General features: G+C 72.4%; 14 protein-coding genes and 1 pseudogene. 6 read left to right on the forward strand and 9 right to left on the reverse strand.

Features of this window, described 5'->3' with window-relative positions; translation table 11 throughout:
- Positions 1 to 16 precede the first annotated feature (16 nt).
- Together LTT61_RS26195 and LTT61_RS26200 are read right to left on the reverse strand one after the other, a co-directional pair.
- Entirely contained in the window at positions 17 to 1,384 is a 1,368-nt protein-coding gene (locus tag LTT61_RS26195) for a M20/M25/M40 family metallo-hydrolase (RefSeq protein ID WP_233016684.1), read from the reverse strand.
- A complete protein-coding gene (locus LTT61_RS26200) occupies positions 1,381 to 3,036 on the reverse strand; it encodes a CocE/NonD family hydrolase (protein ID WP_233016685.1) in 1,656 nt (551 codons plus the stop codon). Before LTT61_RS26200 ends, LTT61_RS26195 begins: the two co-directional genes overlap by 4 nt.
- A 173-nt stretch (positions 3,037 to 3,209) precedes the next feature.
- Between LTT61_RS26200 and LTT61_RS26205 the strand changes: the two genes are divergently transcribed.
- Entirely contained in the window at positions 3,210 to 3,680 is a 471-nt protein-coding gene (locus LTT61_RS26205) for a TY-Chap domain-containing protein (protein WP_233016686.1), read from the forward strand.
- A 25-nt stretch (positions 3,681 to 3,705) separates the two neighbouring features.
- A complete protein-coding gene (locus LTT61_RS26210; protein WP_233016687.1) occupies positions 3,706 to 4,443 on the forward strand; it encodes a DUF4191 domain-containing protein in 738 nt (245 codons plus the stop codon).
- Here LTT61_RS26210 and LTT61_RS26215 read toward each other — a convergent pair whose 3' ends face one another.
- Complete coding sequence (locus LTT61_RS26215) at positions 4,444 to 4,896, reverse strand: RDD family protein (protein ID WP_233016688.1); 453 nt, start codon at positions 4,894 to 4,896, stop codon at positions 4,444 to 4,446.
- Positions 4,897 to 5,330: 434 nt separating this feature from the next.
- Between LTT61_RS26215 and glnA the strand changes: the two genes are divergently transcribed.
- Positions 5,331 to 6,767, forward strand: coding sequence for a type I glutamate--ammonia ligase (glnA, locus tag LTT61_RS26220; RefSeq protein WP_233016689.1), 1,437 nt, complete (start codon positions 5,331 to 5,333; stop codon positions 6,765 to 6,767).
- Between the two features lie 258 nt (positions 6,768 to 7,025).
- Positions 7,026 to 7,532 (forward strand): MmpS family transport accessory protein, encoded by a 507-nt coding sequence (locus LTT61_RS26225; protein WP_233016690.1) that lies wholly within the window; start codon positions 7,026 to 7,028, stop codon positions 7,530 to 7,532.
- Positions 7,533 to 7,577: 45 nt separating this feature from the next.
- On the opposite strand, the gene lipA is transcribed toward LTT61_RS26225, so the two are convergent.
- The 5 genes from lipA to sucB form a co-directional block, all read right to left on the reverse strand.
- Positions 7,578 to 8,636 carry a lipoyl synthase gene (gene lipA, locus LTT61_RS26230; RefSeq protein ID WP_233016691.1) on the reverse strand — a complete coding sequence of 353 codons (1,059 nt, stop codon included), beginning with the start codon at positions 8,634 to 8,636 and terminating at the stop codon, positions 7,578 to 7,580.
- 10 nt (positions 8,637 to 8,646) lie between these two features.
- Positions 8,647 to 9,363: a lipoyl(octanoyl) transferase LipB gene (gene lipB, locus LTT61_RS26235; protein WP_233016692.1), complete on the reverse strand. Its 717-nt coding sequence runs from the start codon at positions 9,361 to 9,363 to the stop codon at positions 8,647 to 8,649.
- Between the two features lie 10 nt (positions 9,364 to 9,373).
- Entirely contained in the window at positions 9,374 to 9,898 is a 525-nt protein-coding gene (locus LTT61_RS26240) for a GNAT family N-acetyltransferase (protein WP_233021200.1), read from the reverse strand.
- A gap of 65 nt (positions 9,899 to 9,963) precedes the next feature.
- The gene (locus tag LTT61_RS26245; RefSeq protein ID WP_233016693.1) at positions 9,964 to 10,872 is read right to left on the reverse strand and encodes a TIGR01777 family oxidoreductase; all 909 of its coding nucleotides are present in this window, start codon (positions 10,870 to 10,872) and stop codon (positions 9,964 to 9,966) included.
- 18 nt (positions 10,873 to 10,890) lie between these two features.
- Positions 10,891 to 12,651 carry a 2-oxoglutarate dehydrogenase, E2 component, dihydrolipoamide succinyltransferase gene (gene sucB, locus LTT61_RS26250; RefSeq protein ID WP_233016694.1) on the reverse strand — a complete coding sequence of 587 codons (1,761 nt, stop codon included), beginning with the start codon at positions 12,649 to 12,651 and terminating at the stop codon, positions 10,891 to 10,893.
- 250 nt (positions 12,652 to 12,901) lie between these two features.
- Between sucB and LTT61_RS26255 the strand changes: the two are divergent.
- Positions 12,902 to 13,262 (forward strand): annotated as a pseudogene (locus tag LTT61_RS26255) (oxidoreductase).
- Positions 13,263 to 13,289: 27 nt separating this feature from the next.
- On the opposite strand, the gene LTT61_RS26260 reads toward LTT61_RS26255, so the two are convergent.
- Positions 13,290 to 14,813, reverse strand: coding sequence for a leucyl aminopeptidase (locus LTT61_RS26260; protein ID WP_233016695.1), 1,524 nt, complete (start codon positions 14,811 to 14,813; stop codon positions 13,290 to 13,292).
- Positions 14,814 to 14,958: 145 nt separating this feature from the next.
- Here LTT61_RS26260 and gcvT point away from each other — a divergent pair, with 145 nt between their 5' ends.
- Entirely contained in the window at positions 14,959 to 16,059 is a 1,101-nt protein-coding gene (gcvT, locus tag LTT61_RS26265; protein WP_233016696.1) for a glycine cleavage system aminomethyltransferase GcvT, read from the forward strand.

The following is a 16,059-nucleotide window of genomic DNA, read 5'->3' on the forward strand; positions in this document are numbered from 1 at the left end:
CTCGGTTCGGGTGCGGTCAGCCGGCGAGCCGGTCGAGCAGGCGCCGGTCGAATTCGATGAGGCGAGCGTAGTTGAGCCGGGAGATCCGCTCGTCGGTGCCGTGGATCCGCTCCAGGTCGGCCCGGCTCAGCACGATCGGCGCGAAGTTGCACCTGGTGCCCGCCAGGCCGTCGTAGTGCCTGGAGTCGGTGGCGCCGGGGACCAGCCCGGTGGTCACCGCGATGCCGGGCACCACCGCGCGGGCCAGCTCCGCGACCAGCTCGAAGGCGGGGCCCGGGCCGCTGGTGTCCGACGGCTCCGAGGCCAGTCCGACCAGCTCGATGGTCAGCCCGGGGTCGCGGATGACCGCCCGGCAGTGCTCCAGCACGCTCCGCACCGAATCACCGGGCAGGATGCGGAAGTTCACCAGCGCCTCGGCGCGCTGCGGCAGCACGTTCGCCTTCACCCCGCCGTGGAAGACGGTCGGTGCGGTGGTGGTGCGCACCAGCGCCTCGGTCTGCGGCCCCGCGGCCAGGATGCGGATCACCAGCGGCGCCGCGACCCTGGCCGCGCGCAGCAGGATCCGCCGCGCGCGCGGCATCGCCTGCCGCAGCCTGCCGACCATGTCCGCGATCACCGGGGTGAGCCGCAGCGGCATCGGGTTGTCCTGCACCCGGGCGACGGCGCGCGCCACCCGGCCCACCGCGGTCTGCTTCCCCGGCATCGAGGAGTGGCCGCCCACCTGCGTGGCCGCGATCCGCACGGTGGCGTACCCCTTCTCGCCGACCATGACGGTGGCGACCGGCACCGCGACGCCGTCGGCCAGGTCCTCGGCGATCACGCCGCCCTCGTCCAGCAGCAGCTCGGCCCGCACCCCGGCCGCCCGCAGGTGCGCCGCCATCCGCACGGCGCCGGAGTCGCCGAAGGTCTCCTCGTCGTGGCCGAAGGCCAGGTAGATCGTGCGCCGCGGCCGCACCCCCGCGGCCAGCGCCGCCTCGGTGGCCTCCAGCAGCGCGAGCACCCGGCTCTTGTCGTCGATGGCGCCGCGGCCCCAGACGAACTCGTCGTCCACCACGCCGTCGAACGGCGGGTGCGTCCAGCGGCTCTCGTCATCCACCGGCACCACGTCCAGGTGTGCCAGCAGCAGCCCGGCCACCCGCTCCCGCTCGCGCCCGGCCCACCGGTACAGCCGGCTGTGCCCGAAGCGGGTGCACTCCAGCTCCCGGTGCACCAGCGGGAACGACTGCTCCAGGTGCGCGCCGAGCCGGTCGAACTCGCCGTCGGCGGCGTTCGTCGGCGGCTCGGTGGAGATGGTCACGCAGCGCAGCGCCACGGCGAGGCGCTCGGCCACCGCGTCGTCGACCGGCGCGACGGCGGGCTCGGTCTCGAGGCCGGGATCGGTCACGGAGCCGGGCTCGGGGCGGGGAGGTTCAGCGGCACACTCGCATTCTCCACCACCCCCGGCCCGAGCGTGAGCACCCGCTCGGCCTTCCACTTGATCAGGTCGACCCCGGCGCCGCCCGGCAGGTCGGCGCTGCGCAGCGCCGTGAGCAGCGGCAGCTCCACCTCGGCGGCGACCACCGTGACCGGCGCGTTCACCCCGGCACCGACCCAGACGTCGTCCACCATGTCCACGATCCGGATGCCGATCCGGTGCCCGGCCGCGATCGGCCAGTCCTGGGCCAGCATCCGGATCCGCGCGGTCTCGGTGACCGGGGCGATGCCGCGGGTGATCACCGTGGCGCGGCCGCTGGGCTCCACGTCGTAGAGCTCCATCGCGACCGTGGCGGCGGGCGGGCCGTCGAGCCGCAGCGTCGCGGTCGGGATGCCCGCGAGGTGCTGGGTCGTCGGCAGCGGCTCGGAGATCGTCCAGATCTCGCGGTCCGGGCCGGGCAGCAGGCCGCGGTGGGTGTAGGTGCCGGTGCGCAGCGGCACCGGGACCCGCGCGGCGTCCGCGGGCGGCCACCGCTGTTCACCGCGCCAGGTGCCGTCGGCCGCGTTCACGGTGATCCGCGGGCCGGGCACCTCGACCGCGCGGCCGGCCACGTGCCGGTCGAAGAAGGCGCGCACCTCGGCGGTGAAATCCGGGCCCGCGCATTTCTCCTGGCAATCCCGGTGCCCCCACTGCCCGAACCAGGCGCGGTGCTCGCCGGGGCCGAGCGCGTCCCAGAAATCGAAGACCCGGTAGGGGCGGGTGTTGTAGTCGGTCAGCCCCTGGCCGAGGAATACCGGAACGGTACTGCCGCGCACCTTCTCGACCAGTTCCCGATCCCGCCAGAAAGCGGTGCCCGGATCGTGATTCGCGGTCTCCGCGAGATAGGGCAGATAGCAGTCGAGCGGAATCTGCCCGGCATTCGCCCGGTACTCCGGCGACGAATTCCAGTGTCCCGGAATGGAGGCGAAGAGCAGATGCTCGAAGCCGACCCCGTCGGCCGGGCGCAATCCCGTCTCGACCACCGGCTTGCCGGAGAAGCGCCACGAGATGCCCTGCATGTACAGGTAGGTGTAGGGATCCACCGCGGGGCCGAAGGTGGCGACGGCGGCCAGCCCGCGCGGCCGCTCGGCCAGCCCCATCACCCCCGCCCAGCCCTCGTAGGAGAGGCCGTACAGCCCCACCTTCCCGGTCGACCACGGCGCGTCCGCCGCCCACTCGACCGCCGTCCGCACGTCGCCGCGCTCGCCCGGCCCGCCGTAGTCCGGGCAGCCGGACGAGCCCGCGAAGCCGCGCAGATCCACGATGACGTAGGTGTAACCGGCCTCGAGCAGCGCGCCGACCGGCAGGTAGTCGGTGGCCGGGCCGCCCTGCGGGCGCGGCAGCGTGAGGTACGCGAGCTGGTTGCGGTAGGGGCTCACGGTCATGATCACCGGGGTGCGCACGTCGTCGGCGAGCCCGGCCGGGCGCAGGATGTCGGCGTGCAGCCGGGTGCCGTCCGGCGCGGTCAGGTACTCCTCCCGCCACTGGAACGCGGGCTGCGGCTGCGCCGCCGTCACCGGCGCGACCACCCCGAGTACCAGCAACGCCCCCGCCAGCGCGCGAATCACCGTCCCGATCGTCACCCGAGCACTATCGACCGCCGCGCGGCATCGCGCCAGACCCCGGATCGGGGGTACTCCGGTGCCACCGCGCCGAATTGCGCGGCGTGAGACACGCCGATGTCGGCCGGAAATACGACGAGAACGGCCCGCCCCCGGGCGTATGATCGGCGCATTCGATGGCTCGGGGATTGAGAATGAACGATTCGACAGCCGGTGACTGGGATCGCTTCGTGGTCGCGCTCGCGCGCTGCCTCGCGGAACTCCCGTCCCGGGCGACCCTGGTGCTCGCCGCCTCCGGAAACCGCTACGCGCAATTCGTGCAATTCGACATCCGGCTCTCCGCGGAATTGGCGGGCAACGATTTCCTGCTCGAACCGATCTCCCCGGAGAGCGCGCAGCGGCTGCGCGAGCTGGGCTGGACCGCGCCGGACGCCGGGCGCGATGTCGACAACTGGAGCCGCACCCTGCTCTGGCCGATCTCCGGCCGCACGCTGGCCGAGCTCGCCAGGGGCGCGGCGATCGGGCTGCACGACGCGATGGGCGTGCGGTCCCCCGCCGACCTGCGGGCCAGCGGCTGGACCGAGAACCCCGGCGCGCTCGACCTCTCCGTGCTCGGCGTGGCCGGACGGCGGGAGCCGCCGGACCGCAGCCCGGCGCGGGGCTGATCGGCCTGGCACTATCCTGAGCACCATGGCAGCAGGGAAGGCCGCTTCCAAGGAAGCGAAGGCCGCGGCGAAGGCGGCGCGCAGGCAGCAGTCGAAGGAACGCAGGCAGCAGCTGTGGCAGGCGTTCCAGATGCAGCGCAAGGAAGACAAGCTGCTGCTCCCGCTGATGATCGGCTCGGTGCTCGGCAGCACCGTGCTGTTCTTCCTGATCGGGCTGATCTTCGGCATCCAGTGGTTCCTGCTGCCGCTCGGCGTCCTGCTCGGCGTCCTGCTCGCCTTCATCATCTTCGGCCGCCGGGTGCAGCGCACCGTCTACACCCGCGCCGAGGGCCAGGCGGGCGCCGCCGCCTGGGTGCTGGAGAACCTGCAGGGCAAGTGGCGGGTGCGCAACGGCGTCGCCGCCACCACCCAGCTGGACGCGGTGCACCGGGTGATCGGGCTGCCCGGCGTCATCTTCGTCGCCGAGGGCAATCCGCAGCGGGTGCGCTCGCTGCTGGCCCAGGAGAAGAAGCGCACCGCCAGGCTGATCGGCGACACCCCGATCTACGACGTCGTGATCGGCAACGACGAGGGCCAGGTGCCGCTCAAGGAGCTGCAGCGCTACCTGACCAAGCTGCCGCGCAACATCGACGCCAAGCGGATGGACAACATCGAGGGCAGGCTCTCCGCGCTCAGCTCGCGCAGCGGCCCCGCCCTGCCCAAGGGCCCGATGCCGGGCAACGCCAAGATGCGCGGCATGCAGCGCACCATCCGGCGCCGCTGATCAGCGCGACCGCACCAGCACGGTGCCGGTGGCGCGGTCGTGCATGCCGCGGCCGTCGGCGTCGGTGAAGAGCGCCGGGATCACGAACACCAGCAGCACCTGCCTGGCCAGCGCCCGGACGAAGCCGACCGGGACCGGGCCCTCGATCCTGCCCACCCGCAGCCGCGCGAAGTACTGGCCGGGGGTGAAGCCGAACAGCGTCACCGCCGCGATGCCGGTGACGAACCAGATGAGCAGCGGCAGATTGGCATTCACCCCGCGCACGATCAGCGCGGAGATGCCGACCGCGATCATCCAGTCCAGGAAGACCGCGACCACCCGCCTGCCCATGCCCGTGACCGAGCCCGCCCCCTGCTCGGGCAGCCCGAACTGCTCACCCCGGTACCCCGCCGCGGCCGGGCCGCCCGGCTCCGCCGCGGGTCCGGACAGCCAGGAACCGGTGATACGTGCCATGACCCCAGAATAGGTGCCGCCGCCTCCGCCCGGTCCACCCGGTGCGGCCGCATACCCGCAGTTACCTCGCGCCGGTCCCGGGGGCACCGAGCCGGGACCGTCCTCCACGCCATGTGAGCCAGGCCATGCTCCGGCTGCCAGCATTTCGCTGGGCCCTCGGCCGCCCTCGCCGCGCAGACCGTGCGGAGCTGGGGTTACGCCGGGGCAAATGCTGCTCGCGCGCGCCCGCAAACCCGTGCCCACGTCGTGCGCGAGCCCCGCGCATGGCAGGATCGTCCATGGCCCGGGGCGAGGCGGGCAACCTCACACCAATCGACGTACGTGTAACACTCGCGAAACACAGCCTTGATTGCCGGGAAACACCGCGTCCATACCGTCTCACGACGAACCCATGCAATCACCACGGGCTGGGAACCGATCGGTAAGGAGAACAAGTGACGTTCAGCACGGCCGACGAGGTCATCAAGTACATCGCGGAGCAGGAGGTCGAGTACGTCGACATCCGCTTCAGCGACCTGCCCGGTGTGCAGCAGCACTTCTCCATCCCGGGCAAGGCGTTCACCACCGATCTCGTCGAGGACGGCCTCGCCTTCGACGGCTCCTCCGTCCGTGGTTTCCAGTCCATCGACGAGTCGGACATGCTGCTGCTGCCCGATTTCAGCACCGCGCAGCTCGATCCGTTCCGCGCCGCCAAGACGCTGAACATCAACTTCTTCGTGCACGACCCCTTCACCCGTGAGGCGTACTCGCGCGACCCGCGCAACATCGCCCGCAAGGCCGAGGAGTACCTGCGCAGCACCGGCATCGCCGACACCGCGTACTTCGGCGCCGAGGCCGAGTTCTACATCTTCGACTCGATCCGCTACGACTCGGGCATCAACGGCGCCTTCTACGAGATCGAGTCGGTCTCGGGCTCCTGGAACACCGGCGCCGAGCGCGACCCGGACGGCAAGCTGAACCGGGGCTACAAGGTCCGCAACAAGGGCGGCTACTTCCCGGTGGCGCCGTACGACCACTACGTCGACCTGCGCGACACGATCGCCACCAACCTGCAGAACGCCGGCTTCGAGCTGGAGCGCGGGCACCACGAGGTCGGCACCGCCGGTCAGGCCGAGATCAACTACAAGTTCAACACCCTGCTCGGCGCCGCCGACGACCTGCAGCTCTTCAAGTACATCGTGAAGAACACCGCCTGGGCCGAGGGCAAGACCGTCACCTTCATGCCCAAGCCGCTCTTCGGCGACAACGGCTCCGGCATGCACGCGCACCAGTCGCTGTGGAAGGACGGCAAGCCGCTCTTCCACGACGAGGCGGGCTACGGCGGCCTCTCCGACCTGGCGCGCCACTACATCGGCGGCATCCTGCACCACGCCCCGTCGCTGCTGGCCTTCACCAACCCGACGGTGAACTCCTACCACCGCCTGGTCCCCGGCTACGAGGCCCCCATCAACCTGGTGTACTCGCAGCGCAACCGCTCCGCCGCGGTCCGCATCCCTGTCACCGGCAACAACCCGAAGGCCAAGCGCATCGAGTTCCGCGCGCCGGACTCCTCGGGCAACCCGTACCTCGCCTTCGCCGCCATGCTGATGGCCGGCCTGGACGGCATCAAGAAGAAGATCGAGCCGCTCGCCCCCGTCGACAAGGACCTCTACGAGCTCCCGCCGGAGGAGGCCAAGGGCATCCCGCAGGCCCCCACCAGCCTGGCCTCGGTCATCGACCGCCTCGAGGAAGACCACGAGTACCTCACCGAGGGCAACGTCTTCACCGAGGACCTGATCGAGACCTGGATCACGCTCAAGCGCGAGGGTGAGATCGCGCCGGTCAACCTGCGCCCGCACCCGTACGAGTTCGAGCTGTACTACGACGTGTAAGTCGTTCTGCGGTAAGGGTTCTCCGAAGCCCCGGCATTCCGATGGGGGATGCCGGGGCTTCGGTCCGTTCTGGGAGCGGTGAGCCTTGTCGCGCTCGGCAGGCGCGCGGCGCTCGACATCGGGCGCGAGGCAGGGGGCCACGGGCCGTGGACGGCGAAAGCTGGTCCGTGGAAAAGGATCCGTAGACCTGCCCGACCTGATTCGATGAGCAATCGTTCCGCACTCATAGCGGACAGACATCATCGAGCGGGAGGCTTCATGACCGATCAGTACGGGCGCCCCCAGCAGTACCCGGCGTCGCCGCCGCAGGGGCAGTACCCCGGTGGCTACGGGCCGCAGGGGTACGCGCAGCCGCCGCGGAAGAAGGCCACGTGGCCGTGGATTCTCGGGGGGATCGCGCTGGTGATCCTGCTCGGGGTCGGTGGGTGCATGGCGCTGATCGCGGGAGCCGTGAACGAGGTGGACAAGGAGGCGAAGCGGGAGGTGACCGTCGCCTACGAGGTGCGGGGGAGTGGCGGCGCCGCGGCGGTGACGTATTCGGGGCGGGACTTCGATATCGCGCAGGAGGCGGAGGCGCCGCTGCCGTGGAGCAAGGACGTCACCATCGACGGGCTGGGGAAGTACGTGAGCCTGACGGCACAGAGCGGGGCGGACGGCGAGGAGCTCTCCTGCCGCATCCTGGTCGACGGCCGGGTGCTCTCCGAGCAGACCTCGAACGGCCCGTTCTCCATGGTCAGCTGCAGCGGGGACGCGGGCGGGGAGTGAGCGAGCCGGTCGGTGCGGCGACTACCCACCGACCGGCGCGCAACCTCAGCTGCCGAAGCGGGCCAGCACCGAGCTGGCCTCCTGCGAGGCAGTGCCCTCGTTCGCGAGATGCGCCATGGCGGGGGCGATCTCGCGGCCGTGGTGCGCCATGGCCTGGGCGTAGAGCCGACCGGCGCGGTACGAGGAGCGGACCAGCGGCCCGGCCATGACACCGGCGAAACCGAGCTCCTCGGCCACCCGGGAGTGCTCGACGAACTCCTCCGGCTTCACCCAGCGGTCCACCGGGTGGTGCCGGGGCGAGGGGCGCAGGTACTGGGTGATGGTGAGGATGTCGCAGCCGGCCTCGTGCAGGTCGCGCATGGCCTGGGTGACCTCGTCCGGTGTCTCGCCCATGCCGAGGATCAGGTTCGACTTGGTGACCAGCCCGGCCTCGCGGGCGGCGGTGAGCACCGACAGCGAGCGCTCGTAGCGGAACGCGGGGCGGATGCGCTTGAAGATGCGCGGCACCGTCTCCAGGTTGTGCGCGAGCACCTCGGGGCGCGCGGAGAAGACCTCGGCCAGCTGCTCGGGCACGGCGTTGAAATCCGGGATGAGCAGCTCGACGCCGGTGTTCGGGTTCAGCGCCTTGATGGCGCGCACGGTCTCGGCGTAGAGCCAGGCGGCGCCGTCGGCGAGGTCGTCGCGGGCGACGCCGGTGATGGTGCTGTAGCGCAGCCCCATGGCCTGCACGCTCTCGGCCACCCGGCGCGGCTCGTCGCGGTCGAGCGCGGCGGGCTTGCCGGTGTCGATCTGGCAGAAGTCGCAGCGGCGGGTGCACTGCTCGCCGCCGATGAGGAAGGTGGCCTCGCGGTCTTCCCAGCACTCGAAGATGTTGGGGCAGCCGGCTTCCTCACACACGGTGTGCAGCCCCTCGCGCTTCACCAGCCCCTTGAGCTCGGTGTACTCGGGGCCCATGGTGGCGCGGGTGCGGATCCAGCCGGGTTTGCGCTCGATCGGGGTCTCGGCGTTGCGGGCCTCGATGCGGAGCAGCTTCCGGCCCTGGGGGGCGCGGGCGGCCTCGCCGGGGGTGGAGCGGGGCGCGGGAGTCTCGTGAGCGGTGGTCACGGTTTCGACCTTACGCCGTCGGCGCCGTGGCTCGAGGACGGGTGAGCGTGTGATCGCGCACGGGCAGCTCGCCGTCGAGCGCCTGCCCGATAGCCGCGGCCACCAGCGGCTTCAGCTCGGCGACGGTGACCTCGTACCCCAGCTCCCTGGTCAGCGTGGTGACGCCGGCGTCCCGGATCCCGCACGGCACGATGGCCTGGAAGCCGTCCATGGTGGGGTTGCCGTTCAGCGAGATGCCGTGCAGCGCGACGCCGCGCTGCACCCGGACCCCGATGGCGGCGATCTTGCGCTCGGCCAGCGGCCCCGCGGCGGGCAGCCAGACCCCGGAGCGGCCCTCCACCCGGCCGCACTCGATGCCGAAGCCGGTGCAGACGCTGATCAGCGCCTCCTCCAGCCTGCGCACGTACTTCACCACGTCCACCGGCTCGGCCAGCCGGACGATCGGGTACCCGACCAGCTGACCCGGCCCGTGCCAGGTGATCTTGCCGCCGCGGTCGACCTGGACCACCGGGCTGCCGTCGATCGGCAGGTCCTCGGGATCGGTGCGGCGGCCCGCGGTGTAGACGGACGGGTGCTCGAGCAGCAGCAGCCGATCGACGCCGCGGCCATCCGCGCGCTCGGCGGCGATCTCGCGCTGCCGGTCCCAGGCCAGGTGGTAGTCGATCAGCCCCAGATCCTCGACCACGATCGGGGTCGAGTCGGTGCGGGCGGACGGTGTGGTGTTCACAGCGGCGACGTTACGCCCCGAGCCGGGGGTCGGGCTCGGGGACCGGGAGCGTGAGCTGCATGAGCGTGAGATCCATCCACAGGCCGAACTTTCTCCCCACCTCGGGGAGTTCGCCGACGATCCGGAAGCCGAACTGCTCGTGCAGTGCTATGGAGCCGGTGTTGCGGGACTCGATCGCGGCGATCACCGCGTGCACCGAACCCGACCCGCGGGCCCGCTCCAGCAGCGCGCCGAGCAGCGCCCGCGCCACCCCGCGGCGCTGGAAGCGCTCGGCCACGTACACCGAGTTCTCCACACTGTGCAGGTAGCCGAGCTTGGGGCGCCACTGCCCGTAGCTCGCGTAACCGGCGAGCTCGCCGTCGATCTCGGCCACCAGGATCGGATGCCCGGCCGCGGCGCGCGCCGCGAACCAGGTCTCCCGATCGTCGATGCCGACTTCGTCGACGTCCCAGATCGCCGTCGAAGCGGCGATGTTGGCGTTGTGAATGACCAGAATCGCCGGTAGATCGGCTTCGACGGCATCGCGCACCCGCACGCTGTGTCGATCGCGGGTGAGCGAGGGCCCGCCGTGGCCACGCTCCGCCTCCGGGCCCGACTCGCTCACGCGCCGTCCCCCGCCGGATCGAAGAGGTCGGTCAGCGCGGTGCCGAGGGTGGGGTGGCGGAACACGTAGTCGCTCTCCTCCAGCACGGTCGGGATGACGCGCGGCCCGCGCAGCACCGCCTCGTCGGCGAACTCGCCGATGGCGGCGCGCAGCACGAACGAGGGCACCACCAGCGGGGTCGGCCTGCGCAGCGCGCGGCCGAGCGCCCTGGTGAACTCGGCATTGGTGACCGGAGCCGGGCCGACCGCGTTCACCGGCCCCGCCACGTCGCTGTCGGCGAGCACGTGCCGGATCGCGCCGACCTCGTCGGCCAGCGAGATCCACGGCGTGTACTGCCTGCCGTCGCCGAAGCGGCCGCCGATGCCGAGCCCGAAGAGCGGGCGCAGCACGCCGAGCAGCCCGCCGGTGCGGGCGAGCACCAGGCCGCCGCGCAGCAGCACGGTCCTGACCCCGGCCGCCGCGGCGGGCGCGGTGGCGGCCTCCCAGTCCCGGCAGAGCGTGGCGAGAAAGCCGGTTCCGGGCCGGGCGGTCTCGTCGATCACCCGGTCCCCGGTGGCGCCGCCGTAGATGTGCACGCCGCCCGCGTTGACCAGCACCGGGACCCCGGCGGCTGCGACCGCCCCCGCCAGCACGTCGGTGGGGGTGATCCGGCTGTCCCGCAGCTCCTGCTTGAACCGGCCGGTCCAGCGCTGGGCGTGGATATTGCGCCCGCACAGGTTGACGGCGGCGTCGGCCCCGCGCAGCGCCCGCTGGTCGAGCTCGGCGCGCGCGGGATCCCAGGCGAACTCGTCCGGGGCGGCGGGTTGCCGCCGCACCAGCCGGGCGACCTCGTGCCCGTCCCGGCGCAGCGCCGCCACGAGCGCCGTCCCGATCAGGCCGGACGAACCGGCGACAACGACCTTCATCGAGACGGCGGCCCTTCGCTACAGCCCCAGATCGGCCTCGAACGCGGCTTCCTCCAGGCGATGCCGGATGGTGGTGAGGAAGCGGCCCGCGTCCGCGCCGTCGATCAGGCGGTGGTCGTAGGTCAGGGGAAGGAACGCCATCGAGCGGACGCCGATGGACTCGCTGCCGTTCTCGTCGGTCACCACCACCGGGCGCTTGACGATCGCGCCGGTGCCGAGCATGCCCGCCTGCGGCGGAACCAGGATCGGGGTGTCGAACAGCGCGCCCTGGCTGCCGATGTTGGTGATCGTGAAGGTGCCGCCGGAGAGCTCGTCCGGCTTCAGCCCGCCGTTGCGCGCCCGGCCGGCGATATCCGCGATGGCCCTGGCCAGCCCGGCCAGCGAGAGGTCGCTGGCGTTGTGGATGATCGGCGAGAGCAGCCCCTGCTCGGTGTCGACGGCGATGCCGAGGTGCACCGAGGCGTGGTAGCTGATCTGCTTGCTGTCGTCGTCGTAGCTGGCGTTGACGTTCGGGTGCACGCCGAGCGCCTCGACGACCGCCTTGGCGAAGAACGGAAGGAACGTGAGGTTCACGCCCTCGCGCTCCTTGAACGCCGCCTTGGCCTTCGTGCGCAGCGCCGCGATCCGGGTGACGTCGACCTCGTGCACCTGGGTGAGCTGCGCGGTGGTGCGCAGCGACTCCAGCGTCTTGGTCGCGGTGATCTGCCGGATCCGGTTGGCCTTCTGCGTGGTTCCGCGCAGGTGGGCGAGCTCGGGCGCGGGCTTCGGCTGCGCCTTCGGGGCGGCGGCCGCGGCGGGCTGCTGCTGCGCGGGGGCGGCGGCGGGCTCGGGGGCCTTCTTGGCCTCGGCCGCGGCCAGCACGTCCTGCTTGCGGATGCGGCCGCCGACACCGGAGCCGCTCAGTTCGCCGAGATCGACGCCGTGCTCATCGGCCAGCCTGCGCACCAGCGGGGTGACGTAGGGGGTGGCACCGGCGGCGGGCGCACTCTTCGGCGCCTCGGCCGTCGGGGCGGGCGCCGGCTTCGAAGGCTTCTCCTCCTCCTTCGGCGCGGGGGCCTGCTCGGGCTCGGGTTCCGGCTCCGGCTCCGGCTCGGGTTCCGGCTCCGGGGCGGCCTCCTGCTTCGGCTCGGGGGCGGGCGCGGGCGCACTCTTCGGCGCGGGCGAACCGCTGCCGATCACGCCGAGCTGACCGCCGACCGCGACGACGTCGTCCTCCTCCGCCGTGATCTCGAGCAGCGTGCCCGCGACCGGGGATGGGATCTCGGTGTCGACCTTGTCGGTGGAGACCTCGAGCAGCGGCTCGTCGACGGCGACGTCGTCGCCGATGGCCTTGAGCCAGCGGGTGACGGTGCCCTCGGTGACCGATTCGCCCAGCTCCGGCATCTTCACCGGGGTGCCGTCACCGGATCCCGACGACGCGGCGGGCGCGCTCTGCTCGGGCTCGGGCTCCTCCTCGGCCGGGGCCTCCTCGGCGGGGGCTTCCTCGCTCGGCGCCTCTTCGGCGGCCGGAGCCGGAGCCTCGTCCTCGGCAGGAGCCTCGCCGGCATCGCCGATCACGCCCAGCTCACCGCCGACCTCGACCACGTCGTCCTCCTGGGCGACGATCTTCGTCAGCACACCGGCGGCCGGAGCCGGGATCTCGGTGTCGACCTTGTCGGTCGACACCTCGAGCAGGGGTTCGTCGACCTCGACCGTGTCTCCTTCCTGCTTCAGCCACCTGGTGACCGTTCCCTCGGTGACGCTCTCACCAAGAGCTGGCATCTGGACGGAGAAGGCCATGTCCGTTGACTCCTTGACTGCTCGACGGGTCTACAACAGTTCGCTGCCCGGTGGGCGCCGCCACGGGTCGCGGCGGCTTCCGCGCGCGCTCGGCACCGGATCTGTGTGGTTCTTGTACCGCGGCCCATCCTTGCACTCGCGCGCGTGGCATGCGGCACAGGGCGGGCAACTACCGGGCTCGGGCACTATGGAACTACCCGGTCGCGGCGGACGAACCCGCGGCCGGTGCCGACGAGGAGGAGATTCCGCGATGGGGCTGCTCGATCGCTTCCGTGGCGCCGCCGCCAGGGCCGGACGGGCAGCGCGGCCGGGCGGGCCGCGCGGCGAGGACGCCCGCTACCTGGCCGACTGGGTGCGCACGCACACCGGCGTCGAGGGCTATGTCGAGCCCAAGACCACCGTGACCGATGTCACGGTTGTCCTGATCGCCGCCGATGGGGAGTGGACCAGGCGCGTGGTCGGCGAGCGCGGCGCGCGCAGCCTCGCTGGCGATCTCGGGATCCGTCTACGACGTGGCGCGCACCGGCTACCCGCAGCGCATGCGCGACCACGACGAGCGCGAGCGCATCCGCCGCAAGCGCGAGCTGGAGCGCGAACTCGACGAGCTCTGAGGGCCGCCCGCCGAGCCCGCGACCCTCCTACTCGGTGACCGGCTCGGCCGCGATCTCCTCCAGCACCGCGATCAGGGTGCGCACCGGGACGCCGGTGCCGCCCTTGCCGACGTAGCCGAAGGCGCCGCCGGTGTTGTAGGCCGGGCCCGCGATATCGATGTGCGCCCACTGCACCCCCTCCGGCACGAACTCCTTCAGGAAGAGCCCGGCGGAGAGCATGCCGCCCCAGCGGTGACCGGCCACATTGGCGATGTCGGCGACCTTGGAGTTCAGGTCGGCGCGCAGCTCCGGCGGGAGCGGCATGGCCCAGCCGTTCTCGCCGACCGAGCGGGAGATCCTGGCCACCCGGTCGCGGAACTCGTCGGTGCCCATGACGCCGGGGGTCCGGGTGCCGAGCGCGACCATCTGCGCGCCGGTGAGCGTGGCGACGTCGATCAGGAACTCCGGATCGTCCTCGCCCGCGCGGACGATGGCGTCGGCCAGGATCAGCCTGCCCTCGGCATCGGTGTTCAGCACCTCGACGGTGGTGCCGCCGTACTGGGTGAGCACGTCGCCGGGGCGCTGCGCGGTGGAGGACGGCATGTTCTCGGCCATCGGCACCGTCGCGGTGACCGTGATCGGCAGGCTCAGCCTGGCCGCGAGCAGCGTCGTCGCGATGACCGCCGCGGCGCCGCCCATGTCGGAGGTCATGGCGTCCATGCCCGCGGCGGGCTTGATCGAGATGCCGCCGGTGTCGAAGGTGATGCCCTTGCCGATCAGCGCGACCCGGCGCGGCCCGCCCTCGTAGCTGATCCGGACCAGCCGCGGCGGCCGCGACGAGCCCTTGCCCACCCCGATCACACCGCCGTAGCCACCGGCCTCCAGCGCCCGCTCGTCCAGCACCTCGACCGTGAGCCCGGCGGCCTCGGCGAGCAGCGCGGCGCGGTCGGCGAACTCGGCGGGGAAGAGGTGGCTGGGTGGGGTGTTGACGAAGTCGCGGGCGGTGGCGACCCCCTCGGCGACCAGCTGGGCGCGGAACAGCGCCTCCTCGCCGAAGCCGGGCTCGGGGACGAGCAGCTCGACCCTGGCCACCGGGCGTTCGTCCGGCTTCGGCGCCGTCTTCGCCGAGCGGTACGGCGTGAAGGTGTAGGCGCCGAGGTAGAACCCCTCGGCGGCGGCGCCGAGGTCGAGCCCGGAGAGCGTGCTGGCGATCTGCTCGGTGCCGCTCAGCGCGCGCGCCGCGACCCCGGCCGAGCGCCGGATCTGCTCGGCGTCCAGCTTCTCCGCCGAGCCGAGGCCGACGGCGAGCACGCTGCTGATGCCGTCCAGCCCGGCCGGGGCAGGCACCCGGGTGAGCTCCTCCGCCTTGCCCTTCGCGCCGATCGCGCCGAGCTGGTCGAGCAGGGTGGCGCGCAGCTCGGCGCTCAGCACGTCGGTGAACAGGTCGTCGGGCACGATCGCCGGGCCGTCCTCGGAGGAGGTGACGCCGATGACGAGCACGTCGGTGTCGGGGCCGAGAGCGGTGGTACGAGCCAGTTCCGGGCCAAGCGGTCGGTCAGCAGCAGCGGTCATGGGCACAGGCTACTGCGCTGCACCGCCAGTCCGCCGCCTGTCAGCGTGTGATCGAGTCAGGCCCGGAGGCGGGAGCGCAGCGTAGCCACGGAGGGCCCTCGATCACGCGCAATGGGCACAGTCTCCGGCCGCTAAGCTGCCTCGGGTGACCGACACCGAGCTGCTCCGGGGCCCCATCGACGCTGTGCACACCGAGCTCGGGGCGACCTTCGCGCCGTTCGGCGGGTGGCGGATGCCGGTCTCCTACGCGGGCACGGTGCGCGAGCACGCGGCGGTGCGCGGGACGGTCGGGCTCTTCGACGTGAGCCACCTCGGCAAGGCGACGGTGCGCGGCCCCGGCGCGGCGGAGTTCGTGAACGGCGCCTTCACCAACGACCTGGACCGGATCCGGCCGGGCCGGGCGCAGTACACGCTGTGCTGCACCGAGGAGGGCGGCGTGGTCGACGACCTGATCGCCTACTTCGTGGGGCCGGACGAGATCTTCCTGGTCCCCAATGCCGCCAACACGGCCGAGGTGGTCTCCCGGCTGCGCATGGCGAGCAGCGGCGGCGTCACGGTGACGGACGACCACCGGGCCTACGCGGTCTTCGCCGTGCAGGGCCCGCGCTCGCCCGCGGTGCTCGAAAGCCTCGGCCTGCCCGCGGATCTCGGCTACATGGCCTTCGCCGACGCCGAGTGGCGCGGCCGCGAAGTCCGGGTCTGCCGCACCGGCTACACCGGCGAGCACGGCTACGAGCTGCTGCCGCGCTGGGACGATGCCGAGCCGGTGTTCCGCGCGCTGCTGGAGGCGGTGCGCGCCGCGGGCGGGCAGCCCGCCGGGCTCGGCGCCCGCGACACCCTGCGCACCGAGATGGGGTACCCGCTGCACGGCCACGAGCTCGGGCCCGAGATCAGCCCGCTGCAGGCGCGCTGCGGCTGGGCGGTGGGCTGGGCCAAGCAGCGGTTCTGGGGCAAGGCCGCGCTGGAGCGGGAGAAGGCCGCCGGACCGGCGCGGACGCTGCTCGGGCTGCGCGCCATCGATCGCGGCGTGCTGCGCCGCGGGCAGCGCGTGCTGCGCGGCGACGAGGTGGTCGGGGAGACCACCTCCGGCACCTTCTCGCCGACCCTGGAGCGCGGCATCGCGCTCGCGCTGCTCGACACCGCGGCCGGGCTGGAGCCGGGCGCCGAGGTCACCGCGGACGTGCGCGGCAGGCGGCTGCGCTGCGCCGTGGTGCGGCCGCCGTTCGTGGACGCGCGCCCCGCCTGA

The organism is Nocardia asteroides, from assembly GCF_021183625.1.
Lineage (GTDB): Bacteria > Actinomycetota > Actinomycetes > Mycobacteriales > Mycobacteriaceae > Nocardia > Nocardia asteroides_A.